Consider the following 18,126-nt stretch of genomic DNA (forward strand, 5'->3'; position numbering starts at 1 on the left):
AACATTGAACCTTTAACAATAGAAAACATAACATTACAAAAATGAGTTTAGAGATAAAAGTTCCACCTGTTGGTGAGTCGATAACCGAAGTTGTTTTATCACGTTGGATAAAAAACGATGGCGATGTTGTTGAAATGGATGAAGTTATTGCCGAATTAGAATCGGATAAAGCAACATTCGAATTAACTGCAGAACAAGCTGGAACTTTAAAAACCATAGCGGCCGAAGGCGATACTTTAGCCATTGGTGCAGTAGTTTGTAAAATTGAAGATGGTGGTGCAGCTCCAGCGAAAGCTGATGCACCGAAAGCTGAAGAAAAGGCTGTTGTTGCTGAAGATAAAACTGCGGCTCCAGTTGCCGAAAAATCAGGCGAAAGTTATGCTACAGGAACTCCTTCTCCTGCTGCCGGTAAAATTCTTGCAGAAAAAGGAATCGATGCTGCTGCTGTAAAAGGTACCGGTGTAGATGGTCGTATTACTAAAGACGATGCTGTTAAAGCTGAGGCGGGTAAAAAAGCAGAAGCACCAAAAGCAAGTGCTCCGGTTGTAGCTGCTGCTCCTGCAGGTAGCCGTGGCGAACGTCGTGAGAAAATGTCTCCACTACGTAGAACCGTTGCAAAACGTTTAGTTGCTGTTAAAAATGAAACCGCAATGTTAACCACTTTTAACGAGGTTAATATGAAGCCAATTATGGATTTACGCGGAAAATATAAAGATCAGTTTAAAGAAAAATTTGGCGTTGGTTTAGGTTTCATGAGCTTTTTTACTAAAGCTGTTACCGAAGCTTTAAAAGATTTCCCTGCAGTTAATGGCCGTATTGAAGGTGAAGAATTGGTTTACAATGATTTTGCTGATATTTCGATTGCCGTTTCTGCACCAAAAGGTTTAGTGGTTCCGGTAATCCGTAATGCAGAGAGCATGACTTTAGCTCAGATTGAAAAATCGGTATTAGAATTGGCTTTAAAAGCACGTGATAGCAAATTAACCATCGAAGAAATGACTGGTGGAACATTCACCATTACTAACGGTGGTGTATTTGGTTCAATGATGTCGACCCCAATTATCAATGCGCCACAATCGGCTATTTTAGGTATGCACAACATTGTTGAGCGTCCGGTAGCAGAAAAAGGTGAAGTGGTAATCCGTCCGATGATGTATGTTGCTTTATCTTACGATCACAGAATTATTGATGGACGTGAGTCGGTTGGTTTCTTGGTTCGTGTGAAACAATTGTTAGAAGATCCGGCTAGATTATTATTAGGTATCTAAGCCCTAAATCCCCTAAAGGGACTTAAATATTTATAAAAAATCAAGATAAAGAGGTCAAGTTTTAATGGCAATGTGCTATAAAAACTTGACTTCTTTTTTATGCCTGAAAAATGAAATTAACGTTCAGCTTAAAATTTCTCTTTATTTTTCTCGCGATTCTCATCGTAGAAATCTTAATTGGCAAATACCTTCATGATGCTTTTATCAGGCCTTTTGGTGGAGATGTATTGGTTATTATCCTGATTTACGCATTCTTTAGGATTTTCCTTAAAACCAATAATAAGCAGTTAGCATTAGGTGTCTTAATTTTTTCTTTCGTAATCGAGTTCCTCCAAAAGGCAAATTATGTTACCTGGTTTGGTTGGGAAAACAACAAATTAATGAGTACTGTATTGGGCACTTCTTTTAGTGTTTACGATCTGCTCGCTTATTTTGTAGGTTATCTGATCTGTTTGTGCTTTAAGGATTGAGCTAAACACTTTTCTTATTTTGAAAGCGCTTTAATTGGTTTTAAATCCAATTGTTTAAATTCTACTTCACTCCCTTCTGCTTGTAAAGCAATCTGCCCGCTACTTGCTGTGCAATTTGTACCATAATTTACCAGTGTGCCGTTTACCCAAACTTTAACTTCGTTATTCAAACATTGAATAACCATGGTATTCCATTCGCCAAGCGGTTTTTCACTGCTGTCTGTTAAATTTTTAATCCGGCGGAGTTTATTTCCATTTACACCCCAGTTTTCTTGAGGCCCACGTCTGGTAACCATATCAGGCACTGTTATATCTTCTTCGATACACCAGAAATCGCCAGCATCTTTATGTTGCATCTGCACTTCCAGCGACTTCGGAAACATACCATACAGTGCCCTTGGTGTTGATGCATGAACTAAAACGCCACAATTGCCTGGTTTACCAGCAAAGCGGTATTGTACTGTTAACTGGTAATTTTTATAAATTTTATCGGTTATTAAATGCCCGCCCGGCGTACCTAAACTTACCAGCATCCCGTTGCGTACAATAAATGGATTAACAGTATCTGGCTTTTTGTCCATGGCGGGTACATCTACATGCCAACCGTTTAGACTTTTTCCGTTAAAGAGGCTTTTTTGCGCAAATGTTGAACTGCTAATAATAACTAGTAGTAAAATGGCATAGTAAAGTTTCATGATATATTTGGTTTTTGTATACCAAATATATTTTAAAAAATTGGAATACTGTAGTGATGGTTGTCATCCTGAATGAAATGAAGGATCTTTCTTAAATGGGAACTATAGATCTCTCCATTTCGCTGTGCTTCAGTCGAGATGACGACTTTTCTATTAATGTCCTTCGCATTGTTCTATGATTGCAATTTCAATAATTCTTGGTAAGCATCTCCTTCAAGTTTTAATAATTTTGCGAAGGCAGGTTCAGTTTTATAACCTTGTTTTTTGAGATCAATAATGTCTTGCCTAAATTTTTCGCCCTTGGCTAAGAGTAATCTGTGCTCAATCAGCATATGCCGATATGCATTTTGTTGTATGGTAGGCGTGTTTTGTCCGAATACTTCTATCTCGAAACCATCGATGATAAAATTAGCTTTAATCGCTTCGAATGTAGGGTTTTCATGAATGGTGAAGTCTTTTTCAGATCCAAACAGTGCATTTAATTTGTCGATAAATTCATTTTTATCAGCAACTTCGCAGATAATATCCAAATCGCTGTTTTCGATATCGATATTGATTGGGATGGTACCAACAAGTATTGGATGGTAAGCGGTTAGCTTTTCTAGGACTCGATTATCTGTTAAAGTATGATAAGCTTTTACTTGTTTTTCATTGCCAGATTGGAGATAAGATATATTGAGGAAGTTGATCATTTGTTGTGGGCTATAAGTTTTAACCTTTGTTTCTTGAAGTGCCCAAAGTTACTAAACCCGATAGCATGAATGCCAATGTGTTATAATTCTGCCCTCATTTTTTATGAAGAAACTGAAGCAAAGCACAAGCTGCATTGGCAGAAAGGATAGCGGGAACGAACTTGGGCAGTGATTCTGTTACCGAATTACTAAACCTATACAATTGCGAGCTACGAAGCAATCCTATAACGATCGCCACAACCTAACTTAACGCATTAAGATTGCTTCGTGCCTCGCAATGACGAATTTATAAAAAAACACAAGCCCATCTCAGTTAAGAAATGGGCTTTGTTTTATAAAAGTATGATGCCGTTCTTCGACAGGCTCAGAATGACAATGACTTTATTTAATCTTCTACAATCTCACTGTTAATGCTCACATCGTCCTTTACATCTTCTTTAAAGTAGTTTTTCTGGAAGATGAGGATCAGTATCACGCCAACTGAAATGGCTGCATCTGCGAGGTTAAAAACAGGTCTGAAGAAAACAAACTCTTCGCCTCCCCAAATTGGTACCCAGCTAGGGAAGTGGCCTTCTGCAATCGGGAAGTAGAACATATCTACCACGCGACCGTGAAACCAGCTTTCGTAGCCATAAATCTTTCCGTAAAATACAGAATCAATAATATTTCCCAGTGCACCTGAAAAAATCAGCGCAACATTTAGAATTAAACCGCGGTGATATTTATGTTTAATTAGGTAATGTAAGCCATAACCAATTCCAGCAACAGCGGCAATACGGAAAAGTGATAAGGCTAATTTGCCAAATTCACCGCCAAACTCCATCCCAAAGGCCATCCCATTATTTTCGGTAAAATGGATGATAAACCATTTGCCAATAATATGGAATTCCTGGCCAAGGTACATGTGTGTTTTAACCCACGTTTTCACCAGCTGATCGGCCAGTAAAACTAAAAAGATAACAATTAAAGGTTTTGTATAGCCTTTCATTAACTCTGCTTTAATTTAGCTTCCATGCTTAAAGTTGCATGAGGAACGGCGCGTAAACGTTCTTTTTGGATTAATTTTCCGGTTTCGCGGCAAATACCATAAGTTTTGTTCTCGATACGCACTAATGCATTCTCCAGGTTGTCTATAAATTTTTTCTGACGGGCAGCCAATTGATTGATCTGCTCTTTTTCCATTGTTGCAGAACCGTCTTCTAATGTTTTGTATGCACCTGAAGTATCTTCTGTTCCGTTTGCGTTTGGATTACTCAAAGAAGTGGTTAAAGAGTTAAGTTCCTCTTTCGCCATGCGTAATTTATCTTGAATTAATTCTTTAAATTCTTGTAATTCACTGTCTGAGTAGCGTGTTTTGTTGCTGTTTTCCATGTTCTTTTTCTAATTTTCTAATATATGGATTTATATTTTAGTTACTGAAATGCTTAACTCAACATCGTCGATAACGATTTTGTTTGCATTATTTACAGTACCTGTTAATTCAAATTCATCGGCCAATATTTCTGCGCAAATGTAATCCTTGTTTTTAGCAACTGCGCTGGCTACCAAGTTATCATTTTGTAACGAAACTTTAATCCTATCTGTTACTTCAAAGTTTAATTCTTTTCGCAAATTCTGGATACGGTTAACCAGCTCGCGCGAAATACCTTCTTGTTTCAGCTCTTCTGAGATGGTAACGTCCAAAGCCACAGTTAAACTGCCCAGGTTGGTTACCTGCCATCCCGGAATATCTTCTGCAAAAACTTCCACATCATCATTTAAATTGATGGTAAATTCTTCTCCGTTGCTTCCAACTACGATAATGAAACCATCGTTTTCTAAACGTTGGATATCATCTTGATTCGAATTTTCTAAAGCCTCTTTAACCAGGCTCATATCTTTTCCAACTTTTTTACCTAACGATTTGAAGTTCGGTTTCAGCTTTTTCTTCACGATACCATGTGTATCGGTAATGAATTCGATATGTTTTACATTCGTTTCAGAAAGGATATAATCTGCAACCTTTGATATTTTTTGTTCGAAATCGCCACTTAAAGATGGAATTAAGATTTTCTCAAGTGGTTGACGCACATTAATGCCCGATTTTTTACGCAATGATAAAACCATCGATGAAATATCCTGGGCATAAACCATACGCTCGTTCAAATCGGTATCAATCAAACTTTGATCAGCTTCTTTCCATAAAGTTAAATGTACCGACTGCTCTGCATGGGCATCAGTTACAGTTAAGTTTCTGTATAACCAATCGGCAAAGAAAGGCGCAACAGGACTCATCAACTGTGCCAAGGTTTCTAAACAGGTATATAATGTTTCGTAAGCCGCACGTTTATCATCGGTCATTTCGCCTTTCCAGAAACGGCGGCGACTTAACCTGATGTACCAGTTACTCAAATGTTCATCAACAAAAGCCTGAATAGCGCGGGTAGCTTTCGTTGGTTCGTAAGTGTTGTAACTTTCATCAACTTCGTTAATTAAGGTTTGCAATAACGATAAAATCCAACGGTCTAATTCCGTTCTGTCTTCAACTTTGCTCAGGTTGTTTTTGTCGATCTCGAATTTATCGATATTGGCATACAGGGCAAAAAAAGCATAGGTATTGTAAAGCGTTCCGAAGAATTTACGGCGCACTTCAGCAATTCCGTCAATGTCAAATTTTAGGTTATCCCAAGGATTTGCATTAGAAATCATGTACCAACGCGTTGCGTCAGCACCATACTCGTTAATGGTTTGGAATGGATCAGCGGCATTGCCCAAACGTTTAGACATTTTTTGTCCGTTTTTGTCTAGTACAAGTCCATTGGAAACCACATTCTTGTACGCTACTTTATCGAAAACCAACGTAGAGATCGCATGTAGTGTATAAAACCAGCCACGCGTTTGGTCTACACCTTCGGCAATAAAATCTGCAGGGAAATCTTCATTTCCATCAATTGTTTCTTTGTTTTCAAAAGGGTAGTGCCACTGCGCATAAGGCATAGCACCAGAGTCGAACCAAACATCAATTAAATCACTTTCGCGGCTCATTGGTTTGCCTGATGGAGATACCAAAATAATTTTGTCGACCACATTTTTATGTAAGTCGATCAAATCATAGTTCTCTTCAGACATGTTTCCGATTTCGAATCCCTTAAAAGGATTTTCTTTCTGTAACCCGGCCGCTATCGATTTTTCGATGGCATTGTAAAGTTCTTCAACAGAGCCAATTAATACTTCTTCTTTTTTATCTTCAGTTCTCCAGATGGGCAAAGGAATTCCCCAATATCTCGAGCGTGACAAATTCCAGTCGTTAGCGTTTTTTAGCCAGTTTCCAAAACGACCCTCGCCAGTCGATTTTGGTTTCCAGTTAATGGTTTCATTAAGGTCGAACATTCTGTCTTTAACATCTGTAACTTTAATAAACCATGAATCTAGAGGATAATATAAAAGTGGCTCATCAGTTCTCCAGCTGTGTGGGTAACTGTGAACATATTTTTCTACTTTAAAAGCTTTGTTCTCTTCTTTTAATAAAATAGCAATTTCTACATCAACCGATTTTTCAGGTGCTTCGCCAGCATTGTAATATTCGTTCTTTACATATTTGCCTGCAAAAGGGCCAACATGTTTGGTAAATTTCCCCTGTAAATCTACTAATGGAACGGGGGTGTCATTCTCGTCTAATACCAACATAGGTGGTACTTCCGGAATGGCTTCTTTAGCTACTTTAGCATCATCCGCACCAAAAGTAGGGGCAGTATGAACAATACCGGTACCATCTTCTGTAGTTACGAAATCTCCAGAGATTACTCTAAATGCATTTTCAGGATTTTGGTATGGCAATGCATAAGTTAATAGTTGTTCATATCTAATTCCAACCAACTCACTTCCTTTGCACTCGGCAAGTATTTGATAGGGGATTTTTTTATCGCCAGCTTTAAAATTTGTAAAATCTTCAGCTTCATTGCTTTCAAAGAAAATTTTACTGAATTGTTTGCCAACCAGATTTTTTGCCAAAATTACATTTGTTGGCAAAAAGGTATATTGGTTAAACGTTTTGATTAAAACATAGTCGATTTTTGGTCCAACTGTTAAAGCAGTGTTTGATGGTAAAGTCCATGGAGTAGTGGTCCACGCCATCAGGTAAATATCTCCAAATGCTTGTAAAAACGAAGGTAACGTATCCGCTATTGCTTTAAATTGAGCAACAATCGTTGTGTCTGTAACATCCCGGTAAGCGCCAGGCTGATTTACCTCATGCGAACTCAATCCTGTTCCGGCTTTTGGAGAATAAGGTTGGATTGTATAACCTTTGTAGATTAATCCTTTATCGTAAATCTGCTTCAAAAGCCACCACACCGATTCCATGTATTTCGACTTATAGGTAATGTATGGATCATCCATATCTACCCAATAGCCCATTTTTTCAGTCAAGTCGTTCCACACATCAGTGTAGCGCATTACTGTTTTTTTACAAGCTTCGTTATAGTCTTCAATAGAAATAGTTTTACCAATATCCTCTTTAGTAATTCCTAATTCCTTTTCAGTTCCAAGTTCAACAGGTAGGCCATGCGTATCCCAGCCAGCTTTTCTTTTCACCTGGTAACCCTTAATTGTTTTATAGCGGCAAAAAATATCCTTAATTGCACGGGCCATTACGTGATGGATTCCCGGCATGCCATTGGCAGACGGTGGGCCTTCGTAAAAAGTAAACGGATTAGATTTCGGGCGGGAAGAAATACTTTTTTCAAAGATATTTTCCTTTTTCCAAAAATCCAGTATTTCTTGCCCTATTTTGGCAAGTTCCAATTGTTTAAATTCGCTATACATCAATCAAGTACCTCAAAAAATTAAAGGTTGCAAAGTTAACAGAATTGACTGAATTTTGGTAGTTTTGATGTAAATACTTTTAACGTGAAATTATTTAATATCGGGCTTACACTGATGATTGTTGCCGTAATTGCCTTGCCAATTGTTGCGGTAATAAACCCCTCAGACCGGGATTTTGTACTTTATGCTTTTTATTTCTGCGGCTTGCTCGAACTAATTGGGCTTATTTTTGTTTTAATCCATATTGTAACACTAAAAAGAAAGAACCCATGATTAAGCTCTTAAAATTGCAAAAAGCCGTTTTCATCCTCATAGCTGGCATACTTTCTTTTATCGCTTATAAAATTTTGGATGCAAATGAGGTAAAAGGAAGTATCTATTTACAGATGCTGGCAGGGGTGCTGGTTATTATTGGTGCGCTGTGGCTGTTATATCCCATTTTATTTGCCAAAAAGGATAATGATGGTAATGCCGAAATCATTACCGATCCAACGGTCGAAGTTCCGGTAGATGAAGAGGATCAAAAGCCTGCATCCGAATAAACCTTACCCTCATAGCCTTTGGGTTTAAACCCAAGGCCATGAAAAAAAATAAAATCCACGTAGGGGTAAATCTATTGTGAATTGTATTAGCTCTAAATAACAAATAGAGATAACTATGATTCCTGCATTAATTATTTGGCTCTGCAAGAAATATTTTGCTCCCAAAACCTATAAAACATTCTCTTCCAAAAACCCAGTCCATCCAAAAAGTGTTGCTTCGCTGCTCTTTTTTATCTGTTCATTTTCATCGGCTTTTGCACAGCAAAGTAAATTTAACATCAAGCGTAATGGCGAAGTAATCGGCCAGATGTATTTCCAGCAGAAAGACGATGGCGATAATGTTTATCTCAAAATAACTTCGAAAGTACAAACCCGTTTCGTTTTCAAAATTGATGTGGAAACAGAAGATGTAGCACATTTTAAAAATGGCAAACTCCTTAGCTCAAATGTAAATCGGGTTGTAAATGGCAATGCAAAAGAGGCTAAGAAAACAAGTTGGGTAAATAATGTTTATCAGCTTAAAACAGGCGATAAAATCAGTACAATAAATCAGCCCATCAGTTATAATATGATGCTCTTGTATACCAAAGAGCCTGTTAATATCCCCGAAATTTACTCTGATAACTTTCAGTGTTTTATTCCCGTTCAGAAAAACGGGGCACATCAGTACCGGATCAATCTTCCCGATGGGAATTATAACGACTACCATTTCGAAAACGGAATATGTAAACTGGTAGTTGTCAATCACTCCTTGTACACCATCAGAATGGAAAGGGTTTAATATGGAAACAGTTGCAAATAAATACCTGAGGGTTTTGGTTACGGGTGCATCAGGTTTTATCGGCCGGAAGTTAAGCTTTACCCTTGCAGAAATGGGCTACGATGTAGTGGCACTTTGCAGAAATGTTAAGCATCCCTTTCTTATTCAGCACCGAAATATCCAGTTTGTAAAAGGCGATGTTTTGGATCCTGAAAGTTTAGAAAACGCAATGAAAGATTGTTATCAGGTTTACCATACTGCAGCCATGGCCAAAATGTGGTGCCGGAATGAGCAGGATTTTTACGATGTGAATGTAATCGGGACAAGAAATGTGCTCAGCTGTGCATTAAAATTGGGTGTAGAAAAAGTTGTACATACCTCAACTTGCGGGGTGTGGGGACCAACATTAAATCTGCCGGTTTCAGAAAACGACCCAAGGGCAGTCGGCTTCCCGATCAGCTATGAACGCACAAAATACCTCGCTGAATTAGAGGTGAAAGAATTTGTAAAAAAGGGATTGGAAGTGGTAATAGTAAACCCATCAAGAGTATATGGCGATGGGCCAATTACGGATAGTAATACGGTGAGTAAAATGGTTACAGGTTATATAAAGGGCACATGGCATTTTATTCCTGGCGATGGAAACGCAATTGCCAACTATGCTTTTGTAGATGATGTGGTAGATGGGCATATTGCAGCCATGCAGAATGGCAGGAATGGCGAACGGTATATTTTGGGCGGTGTTGATGTTTCTTTTAACGGATTTTTCGGCACTTTAAGGCAGATCACAGGTGAAAAAAGAAGTTTGTATAAAATCCCGGTCGGCATTATTAAAGCTTACAGTTTGCTGGAGTCTTTAAAATCGAAACTTTTTAACCTCACCCCATTTTTTCTGCCAGAGTTTGCCGATAGGTTGAAATGTAATCAGCAATATTCGAGCAATAAAGCCATTGCCGAACTAAATTATCGCATAACGCCTTTTGCAATAGGTTTAGGTAAAACCATTAGTCACTTTAAATCTAATTAAATGCATTAACCACAGATAAAGAGGATGCACACAGATAGGATTTTGAGGCTTTGCATCCAAATCCGTGTTCATCTGTGTAAATCTGTGGCTAAAAACAACTAATACATGAAAGAACTAAGCGTATTAATTACAGGAGCAAGTGAAGGTTTGGGGAAATCTTTCGCTATCGAATCAGCCAAACGTGGTTTAGGTTTGGTATTGGTTTCGCTACCTGATAGTGGACTGGAACATTTAGCAAATTACCTGCGTGTAAACTTTAACAGTGCGGTGTTCTGTATCGAAATAGATTTGACCAACAATACATCCGCAAGCGAAATTTTCGAAAAACTAATGGCGAATAAGATCGATGTAAATGTTTTGATCAATAATGCTGGTTTAGGGAACTGGAGTTGGTTTGAAGATAAAAATGTCGATTTTTACAGAACACAGATCGAGCTCAACATTACCAATACGGTTTTGCTTACGCGGTTATTTTTAAACCATATCGATAAAAGTAAGGCCAGCTATATTTTAAATGTTGGCAGTTTGGGCGGACATTTTATCGTTCCAAAAAAACAGGTTTATGGGGCAACCAAATCTTTTATCGGTTATTTTACCCGTTGTTTGCAGCTCGAATTGAACGGCACAAATGTGCATATTAGTTTACTTAGTCCTGGCGGTATTAATACCAAACCGGAATTATTGGTAATGAATAATGAGTTAAAAGGTTTCGCCAAGGCCACCATCTTAGAGGCCGATTATGTTGCAAAAACAGCAATGGATGGGATGTTGAAAGGGAAAAAAGAAATTATACCTGGTTTAGCTAACCGTTTTTTGGTGATGTTAGATAAAATTATACCAGGCTTTTTAAAAGAAATTATAATTAGGCGTAAATTGAAATCAATTTTAACAACATAGAGTTAATCATAACTACAGATAAAAAGGATAGACACAGCGTTTTGTCTAAAAAAAATGTTGGCTTAAACAAAGCGTTGGTCAGTCTCAGCGTAGTCGAAGACGCTTTCGCTGAGTTATGTAATGACTAATCTGCATCCGTGTTTATCAGTGTCCATCTGTGGTTAATATAAAAATAGAAACATCATTAACGGGCTTGGAAAGTAACGACACCAATCTTATCGGATTAATTAAAAGCGGTAATAAACAGGCTTTCGACGAAGTGTTTTTAAAACATTTCAAAAGCCTGCATGCCTATGCTTTTGCGATAATTAAAGAAAAAGATGATGCCGAAGAAATTGTTCAGAATGTGTTTGTACGCATCTGGACGAAAAGAGAGCAACTTAAAACGGATGGGTTTTTAAAACCATTTCTTTATCGTTCGGTGCATAACGAAAGTCTAAATTATTTGAAACATCAAAAAGTGAGATCGAATTTTAACGTTCATTATGCCGATGCTGTGAAAAACGATACTGGAAACTTAAATACAGAAATCATGGCAACAGAACTGCAAAGGAATATTCATTCGGCAATAAATGAACTGCCCGAAAAATGCAGAAATATATTTCAGTTGAGCAGGTTCGACCAGATGAAATATCAGGAAATTGCCGATACCCTGAATATTTCTATCAAAACCGTAGAAAACCAAATGGGGAAGGCCTTAAAGATTTTGCGCCTTAGGGTAGTAGATTTTTTGGTCCTCATTTTTATCTTATTGAAATAAGCTTATGGATAAAAACTATACACATATTAACGATGATTTGCTAGTAAAATACTTGCTTGGGGAAGCTACTGCGCCCGAAAGCGAGCGGGTTGAAGCATGGGCAGCATCAAATCCCGATCACTTGAAACAGCTAGAAGATTTCAGGATGATACTAGAGAAAAGCAAACTGCAGATTGATCCCGAAATTGACGAGCGTCAGGCTTTAGATCGGTTAAATGCCCGTTTAGAAACCGAAAAAAAAACGATCAGCTATACATTTATTTTACGATGGGTAGCTGTGGTATTTATATTTTTTAGTGCCGGCTTATTTTTCTACAATAATTTAATCGGCAATAAAATAAATGTTAATAGTGGCGAAAATACTTTAACGCAGGTATTGCCTGACGGATCTACCGCTATACTGAATAAACAATCTTCTATATTTTTTATAGGCGGGTTCTTTAATAAAACCCGCGATGTTAAACTAAGGGGCGAAGCTTTTTTTAAAGTCAGCGCCGACAAGTCGAAACCATTTATCATTAGTGTTAACGATGTTCAGGTAACTGTTGTAGGCACTGCATTTAATGTGAAAAGCGATGGGAAAGCTGTTGTGGTAATTGTAGAAAGTGGAATCGTTAAGGTGAACAATCGAAATGATAGTGTGCGTTTAACTGCTGGAGAGAAAGTAGAAGTAAGTCAAAATCAGCGGCATTTATCTAAAGGAGAAAATCAGGGCAAATTATATAATTATTATTATTCGAATGAATTGGTTTGTGATGGCACACCGCTTAACGAATTAGTTGCCGTACTTAATCAAAAGTTTAAATCCAATATTGTTATTGTAAATCCTGCATTAAAGGCGCTTCCAATTAGTACAACCTTTAAAAACGAATCGCTTAAAGAAACCTTGAATGTGATTGCTGAAACTTTTAAAATAAAAGTGGAGTATGGGCAGGGGATAATTAAACTTAAATAAAAACCAATGCGTACGCTCACGATAACTGTTATTTTTTTTCTTTTTTTTAGTCGCTCAATAAAAGCACAATCGAATTTATCCAGAAATATCTCACTCAATATCGAGCAGCAAAAACTAAGTTCAGTATTGGCGATGATAGAAGAGAAGGGTGGATTCAGGTTTTCTTACAACAGCAATATATTGCCGGTTGACAGTTTGATCAGTATCCACGAAAACAACCTGAATATTGCCGAAACACTGGATAAAATATTAAATCATAGGTTCGAATACCGCCAATCAGGTAATTTTGTGATTATCAGGTATGCACCGCTCGAACTGATTTTGTTGATTAACGAATCGGTCGGTACCCCTGAGCTATATACTATTACGGGTCAGGTGGTAGATAAACAGACCAATAAACCAATCCAGGATGCCAGTATTTACGAACGAAACTTGTTGGTTTCTGAAATATCGGATGTGAACGGTTATTTTTCGATGCGGTTAAAAAATATTACGCAGCCTATATCGTTAACGGTAAGCAAAGAAAATTACAAATCTACGGTTACCCATTTCCTTGCAGAGGTAAATATTACCAACAGAAAGGAAAGTCCAGACGAAAGGTTTATCAGTGGCAATTTGGGCGATGTAGAAAATACCTGGCTTGGTAATACTTTGGTTACCGCACAACAAAAAATCCAATCGATTAATATTGGTGGTTTTATTTCAAAAGCTCCGTTTCAATTTTCGCTTATTCCGGGTTTAAATTCTCATGGCTCATTGAGCGGTCAGGTGGTGAATAAATTTTCGCTTAATGTTATTGGCGCTTATAGTGCAGGGGTAGATGGAGGAGAAATTGGTTTTGTTTTTAATATTAACAAAAGTAATGTGCAGTATTTTCAGTTTGCCGGAGGTTTCAATCTGGTTGGTGGAAATGTTCGCGGAGTGCAGATTGCTGGTTTTTTTAATGATGTAATCGGCGATGTTCGTGCGGCCCAGGTTGCCTTGGCTTATAACCGGGTAGGTAAGAGTTTCGAGGGTTTTCAAGTAGGTGGAATTTATAATCATGTTAATCAAGATGTGAAAGGTATTCAACTTTCATTAGGACTTAATACAATAGGTGGAACCTTAAAGGGTTGGCAAACAGGTGCGTTAAATCTGGTTAATAAAGAGACGAAGGGTGTTCAGATTGGAATTGGTGGTAACATAGTAGCTGGTAGAACAAGCGGAATACAGGTGGGAGGGATTGCCAATATCAACAAAGAAAGCAGTGGGATAAATCTGGCGGTGCTTACCAATTTTACCGGACAAACGGCTAGTGGATTGCAGATTGGCGCAATTAATTATGCCAAAAACCTAAAAGGCGCCCAAATTGGGATATTAAATGTTTCAAATGAAAATGATGGCTATTCAATCGGGCTGATCAATATTGCATTAAAAGGTTATCATAAATTTAGTTTCAGCATCAATGAAAGCACTAATTTTAATGTGGCTTATAAAGGTGGCAGCAAACGTTTATACAATATGTTAATGTTTGGCACGAACAAAAAATCAGCTGAAAAAATATATACCGGTGGACTGGGTTTTGGAAAGGAAATGAAATTGTTTAAAAGCGTTTCTCTAAATCCTGAAATAAGTAGCCAATATGTATATCAAGGGAGCTGGGATTACCTCAACCTGCTGAACAAATTTGAGCTGCCAATAAATATCAGGATAAATAAATGGCTGGCCATACAGGGCGGTCCATCGGTTAATGTGTATTATACCGAACAAAACACCAAAATTGGTGAATTTGGATTGTTGCAGGAAAAACATAAAGATTTCTCTTTTAATAATTCGAGATATACAGGTTGGTTAGGTTGGAATGTGGGCTTGGTGATTTTATAAAAATAGCCTTGAGTTTAAACCCAAGGCTATAGAATGATATTTATTTTGTTTCAGGTTTAGGTGTTCAGAACTCCAAACGGCCAACTGAAAACTCCCAACTGATTAATGGTCAAACTCACCAATATTTTTCGCCGATTCTTCATCAGATACCAGTTTCCTTACTTTCTTTTTATCTAACCATAATACCAGCGCTGGTAATAAAGTTAAATTGAAAATTAAAGCTACTAATAAGGTTATGGATAGGAGCAGTCCAAGCACTACCGTTCCTCCGAAAGTAGATGCCGTAAAAATTCCGAAGCCGAAGAATAAGATTAAAGCGATGTGCGTCATGCTCACGCCTGTTTCTGTAATGGTATCGGTAATCACTTTAGGTACACTAAAATTGGTCAGATTTAATTCCTGTTGATAGCGGGTTAAGAAATAAATGGTCTGGTCGGAAGCTAAACCAAAGGCTATCGTAAAAATTAATATGGTTGAGGGTTTTAAGGAAATTCCAAAATAACCCATAATTCCTGCGGTAATAATTAAAGGAACAATGTTGGGCAACAGCGAAATAAACATAATGCCCAAACTCTTAAACTGTGCCAACCTTAAAAGGGAGATCAATACGATGGCGAGTGCAATACTTTCTACCAAATGTTTTAACATATAATCCGTCCCTTTAGAAAAAATAATGCTCGATCCCGTAAGTTCTACATCAAATTTAGACGGAGGCAAAATACTGTCGATCCGCGGTTTTAATTCAGCCATAATGGCGTCTAAACGTTTTGAGCCAACATCAGCCATTTGAAAACTGATCCTTGTACTTTGATTGCCCTTGCTGATAAAGTTGGTTAACAAACTTGCATTTCCCTTGCCGCCATTGGCGATGTAGGCCAGGATAAAGTTCTTTTCTAAATTATCTGGTAAACGAAAAAACGTAGAATCGTTATTATAAAAGGCTTGAGTAGCATACTTTAAGCCCATATTAACCGAAATGGAACGCGAAAACTCCGGATAGGAAGAAATCATTTTTTCCAGTTTTTCCATTCTTTTCAGATTGGTTAAGTTGAAGACCCCATTCTTTTTCTTGGTATCTACGCTTACTTCCAAAGGTAAAATACCCTCGAAATTTTTCTCGAAAAACTTTAAATCGGTTAAAATTTCAGAGTTTTTGGGCAGGTCATCAACCACATAGCCATTCACATTAATTTTCATCACGCCAATAAAAGCAATGATGGAGATGATAATTGTTCCGATGTAAATCAGTCCACTTTTGTGCTGCACTAGCGTATCGGTTTTGACTAACAATTTATGCAAAAAGCCTTCTTCAACGTGGTTTTGTGCTTTAAGTTTGGGCGCTGGTAAGTAGCTGAAAATAATCGGGATTAAACATAAACACATTAACCAGGTAATCATTACGTTTATAGAAGCTACACTGCCAAACTGCATCAAAAGCTCACTTCCGGTAAAATAAAGTACCCCAAAACCAATGGCCGCGGTGATGTTTGCAATTAGCGTGGTAATCGCAATTCTCTCTATGGTTACGCTTAAAGCACGCTGTTTATCGCCATCTTTTCTAAGTTCATTCTGGTATTTGTTTAACAATAAAATACTGTTTGGAATACCGATAATTACAATAAGTGGTGGAATCAGTCCTGTTAAAATAGTAAGCTCGAAACCGAAGAGCACCAACGTGCCGATACTCCAGATCACACCCATCACAACCACTAAAATAGGGAAGAACACGGCGTAAAATTTCTTGAAGAAAAACAATAGGATTAATGCCGAAACAAGTATCGATAAGCCTAAGAACAATACAAATTCATTGCTCACCAATTTACTTACCGCTGTGCGGATATAAGGTAAGCCCGAAATATGCACCTGTATCTTTGTTGCGGCCTGGAAAGCTTTGGCTTTTGCTTCAATTTCTTTTAAAATAGGGTTACGCTCAGCAGTATTTAAGATTTTGGTGTCAAAAGTAATGGCCATTAAAGTGGCATTCTGACGGTTGTAAACCAGTCCTTCGAAAAACGGGTTACTATAAATGGTATTTTTGATCGAATCCATCTCTGCGTCGGTTTTAACCAAACCACCAGGAAGCGGTTTTAAAACAAATTTTTGGTTTACAGTATCTTTTTCCAGTTGAAAAATCCTTCCTGAAGATAAAACCTGTTTAATGCCTTTTAATTTCTGAATGTCGTTAGAAAGCTGGACCCATTGGTTGTAAACTTCTTTTTTAAAAATATCAGGAGATTGTATACCTACCACCATCACACTTCCATCTTCTCCGAAGGTCTTTTTAAAGGCGTTGTATTTTACGAATGCACTATCGGTAACAGGCAGGATTTTACTTCCAGTGTAGGAGAGTTTTACATTTTTGGCCTGATAAGCCATGAAAATTGTGCCTAATAAAAAAAATACGATGATTGCGATACGGTTCTGAAGAATAAATCTCGATAGCTTAACCCACATGTGCAGCTTAGTTTAATAATAATATTAACGGCAAAACTAATCTTATTTGTAAAACGTGATTACTTTTTGCGCAATTAAATTTGCACAAATAACATACTTTTGAAAAAATTGTTTTAATCGGATGTTGCACAAAGTTAGGGGCATTGTTTTAAAGACCACCAATTACAGCGAAAGCAGTGTGGTGGTGCAGGTGCTTACCGATAAATTCGGCATGCAGTCTTACCTTATTAATGGTGTTAAAAAGCCGAAGGCGAAGATTAAGATGAACATGTTGCAGTCGCTTCATTTGTTGGATATGGTGGTTTATCATAAAGCAAACACCAATATTCAAAGGGTATCGGAAGTTCGGCAAACGCCTGTTTTTAAAAGCATCCCTTACGATATGATTAAAACCAGTATCGTTATTTTCTTAAATGAGGTGCTGTATAAAAGTATCAGGCAGCAATCGGCGGATGAGAGTTTATTCGATTATATTTTTAATTCGATTGCCTGGTTTGATGAAATTGAAGAGATTAATCCTAATTTTCATTTGTCGTTTTTATTAAAACTTACCCGTTTTTTAGGTTTTTCGCCTAATGAGAAAAGAAGAAATGATCAGATTTATTTCGATCTGCAGGAGGGAGAGTTTACCTCCAGACTGCCAATCCACTCTAATTATCTCCTGTTAGAAGATGCTATCGGGTTTATTTTGCTTTTTAATACGCCGCTCGAAAAAATTTCTGAAATAAAAATGAGCAATGCACAGCGACGTTTTTTGTTAGATAAGATATTGGTTTTCTATACCTTACATACAGCGTCGTTCGGGGTGGTACAATCGCACAAAATCCTCGAAACTTTGCTAAGTTGAAAAAAAAGAAAAAAAGATTTGCAGAACAGTTTTATAGCGCTATATTTGCATTCCCAAACGGAGGATGGGACATTAAGTTTGACAAATTATAAA

17 protein-coding genes are annotated in these 18,126 nt (G+C 37.5%); 11 read left to right on the top strand and 6 right to left on the bottom strand.

Going from position 1 to position 18,126, the window contains the following annotated elements:
* Positions 1-41 precede the first annotated feature (41 nt).
* Positions 42-1,268: a 2-oxoglutarate dehydrogenase complex dihydrolipoyllysine-residue succinyltransferase gene (gene odhB / locus AC1RJ8_RS11900; protein WP_492954161.1), complete on the top strand. Its 1,227-nt coding sequence runs from the start codon at positions 42-44 to the stop codon at positions 1,266-1,268.
* Positions 1,269-1,378: 110 nt separating this feature from the next.
* Positions 1,379-1,738, top strand: coding sequence for a ribosomal maturation YjgA family protein (locus AC1RJ8_RS11905; protein WP_492954160.1), 360 nt, complete (start codon positions 1,379-1,381; stop codon positions 1,736-1,738).
* A gap of 14 nt (positions 1,739-1,752) precedes the next feature.
* Here the strand turns inward: AC1RJ8_RS11905 and AC1RJ8_RS11910 are convergent, their stop codons facing one another.
* From AC1RJ8_RS11910 to ileS, 5 genes are all read right to left on the bottom strand, one after another.
* Complete coding sequence (locus tag AC1RJ8_RS11910) at positions 1,753-2,433, bottom strand: 3-keto-disaccharide hydrolase (protein ID WP_492954159.1); 681 nt, start codon at positions 2,431-2,433, stop codon at positions 1,753-1,755.
* A 173-nt stretch (positions 2,434-2,606) separates the two neighbouring features.
* Positions 2,607-3,125, bottom strand: coding sequence for a DUF4269 domain-containing protein (locus tag AC1RJ8_RS11915; protein WP_492954158.1), 519 nt, complete (start codon positions 3,123-3,125; stop codon positions 2,607-2,609).
* Between the two features lie 385 nt (positions 3,126-3,510).
* Positions 3,511-4,113, bottom strand: coding sequence for a lipoprotein signal peptidase (locus AC1RJ8_RS11920; RefSeq protein WP_426326253.1), 603 nt, complete (start codon positions 4,111-4,113; stop codon positions 3,511-3,513).
* Positions 4,113-4,496 (bottom strand): TraR/DksA family transcriptional regulator, encoded by a 384-nt coding sequence (locus tag AC1RJ8_RS11925; protein WP_025144123.1) that lies wholly within the window; start codon positions 4,494-4,496, stop codon positions 4,113-4,115. The genes AC1RJ8_RS11920 and AC1RJ8_RS11925 overlap by 1 nt, the downstream gene beginning before the upstream one ends.
* A 30-nt stretch (positions 4,497-4,526) precedes the next feature.
* Positions 4,527-7,928, bottom strand: a complete 3,402-nt coding sequence (gene ileS / locus AC1RJ8_RS11930) for an isoleucine--tRNA ligase (protein WP_492954157.1) — start codon at positions 7,926-7,928, stop codon at positions 4,527-4,529.
* A gap of 84 nt (positions 7,929-8,012) precedes the next feature.
* Here ileS and AC1RJ8_RS11935 point away from each other — a divergent pair, with 84 nt between their 5' ends.
* From AC1RJ8_RS11935 to AC1RJ8_RS11970, 8 genes are all read left to right on the top strand, one after another.
* Entirely contained in the window at positions 8,013-8,201 is a 189-nt protein-coding gene (locus AC1RJ8_RS11935; protein ID WP_131031924.1) for a hypothetical protein, read from the top strand.
* Complete coding sequence (locus AC1RJ8_RS11940) at positions 8,198-8,470, top strand: isoleucyl-tRNA synthetase (RefSeq protein WP_492954156.1); 273 nt, start codon at positions 8,198-8,200, stop codon at positions 8,468-8,470. The genes AC1RJ8_RS11935 and AC1RJ8_RS11940 overlap by 4 nt, the downstream gene beginning before the upstream one ends.
* Positions 8,471-8,585: 115 nt before the next feature.
* Positions 8,586-9,251, top strand: coding sequence for a DUF6134 family protein (locus AC1RJ8_RS11945; protein WP_492954155.1), 666 nt, complete (start codon positions 8,586-8,588; stop codon positions 9,249-9,251).
* Position 9,252: 1 nt separating this feature from the next.
* Complete coding sequence (locus tag AC1RJ8_RS11950) at positions 9,253-10,257, top strand: SDR family NAD(P)-dependent oxidoreductase (RefSeq protein WP_492954154.1); 1,005 nt, start codon at positions 9,253-9,255, stop codon at positions 10,255-10,257.
* Between the two features lie 105 nt (positions 10,258-10,362).
* Positions 10,363-11,154: an SDR family NAD(P)-dependent oxidoreductase gene (locus AC1RJ8_RS11955; protein ID WP_492954153.1), complete on the top strand. Its 792-nt coding sequence runs from the start codon at positions 10,363-10,365 to the stop codon at positions 11,152-11,154.
* 157 nt (positions 11,155-11,311) lie between these two features.
* Entirely contained in the window at positions 11,312-11,914 is a 603-nt protein-coding gene (locus AC1RJ8_RS11960; RefSeq protein ID WP_493008047.1) for an RNA polymerase sigma-70 factor, read from the top strand.
* A 4-nt stretch (positions 11,915-11,918) separates the two neighbouring features.
* Positions 11,919-12,869, top strand: coding sequence for a FecR domain-containing protein (locus tag AC1RJ8_RS11965; protein WP_492954151.1), 951 nt, complete (start codon positions 11,919-11,921; stop codon positions 12,867-12,869).
* 6 nt (positions 12,870-12,875) lie between these two features.
* Positions 12,876-14,732, top strand: coding sequence for an STN and carboxypeptidase regulatory-like domain-containing protein (locus AC1RJ8_RS11970; RefSeq protein WP_492954150.1), 1,857 nt, complete (start codon positions 12,876-12,878; stop codon positions 14,730-14,732).
* Between the two features lie 102 nt (positions 14,733-14,834).
* Here AC1RJ8_RS11970 and AC1RJ8_RS11975 read toward each other — a convergent pair whose 3' ends face one another.
* Positions 14,835-17,186 (bottom strand): efflux RND transporter permease subunit, encoded by a 2,352-nt coding sequence (locus tag AC1RJ8_RS11975; RefSeq protein ID WP_492954149.1) that lies wholly within the window; start codon positions 17,184-17,186, stop codon positions 14,835-14,837.
* A 121-nt stretch (positions 17,187-17,307) separates the two neighbouring features.
* On the opposite strand from AC1RJ8_RS11975, the gene recO reads away from it, so the two are divergent.
* Positions 17,308-18,033, top strand: a complete 726-nt coding sequence (gene recO, locus AC1RJ8_RS11980; RefSeq protein WP_492954148.1) for a DNA repair protein RecO — start codon at positions 17,308-17,310, stop codon at positions 18,031-18,033.
* Positions 18,034-18,126 lie beyond the last annotated feature (93 nt).

This window comes from Pedobacter sp. GW822-FHT03F06, assembly GCF_058801365.1.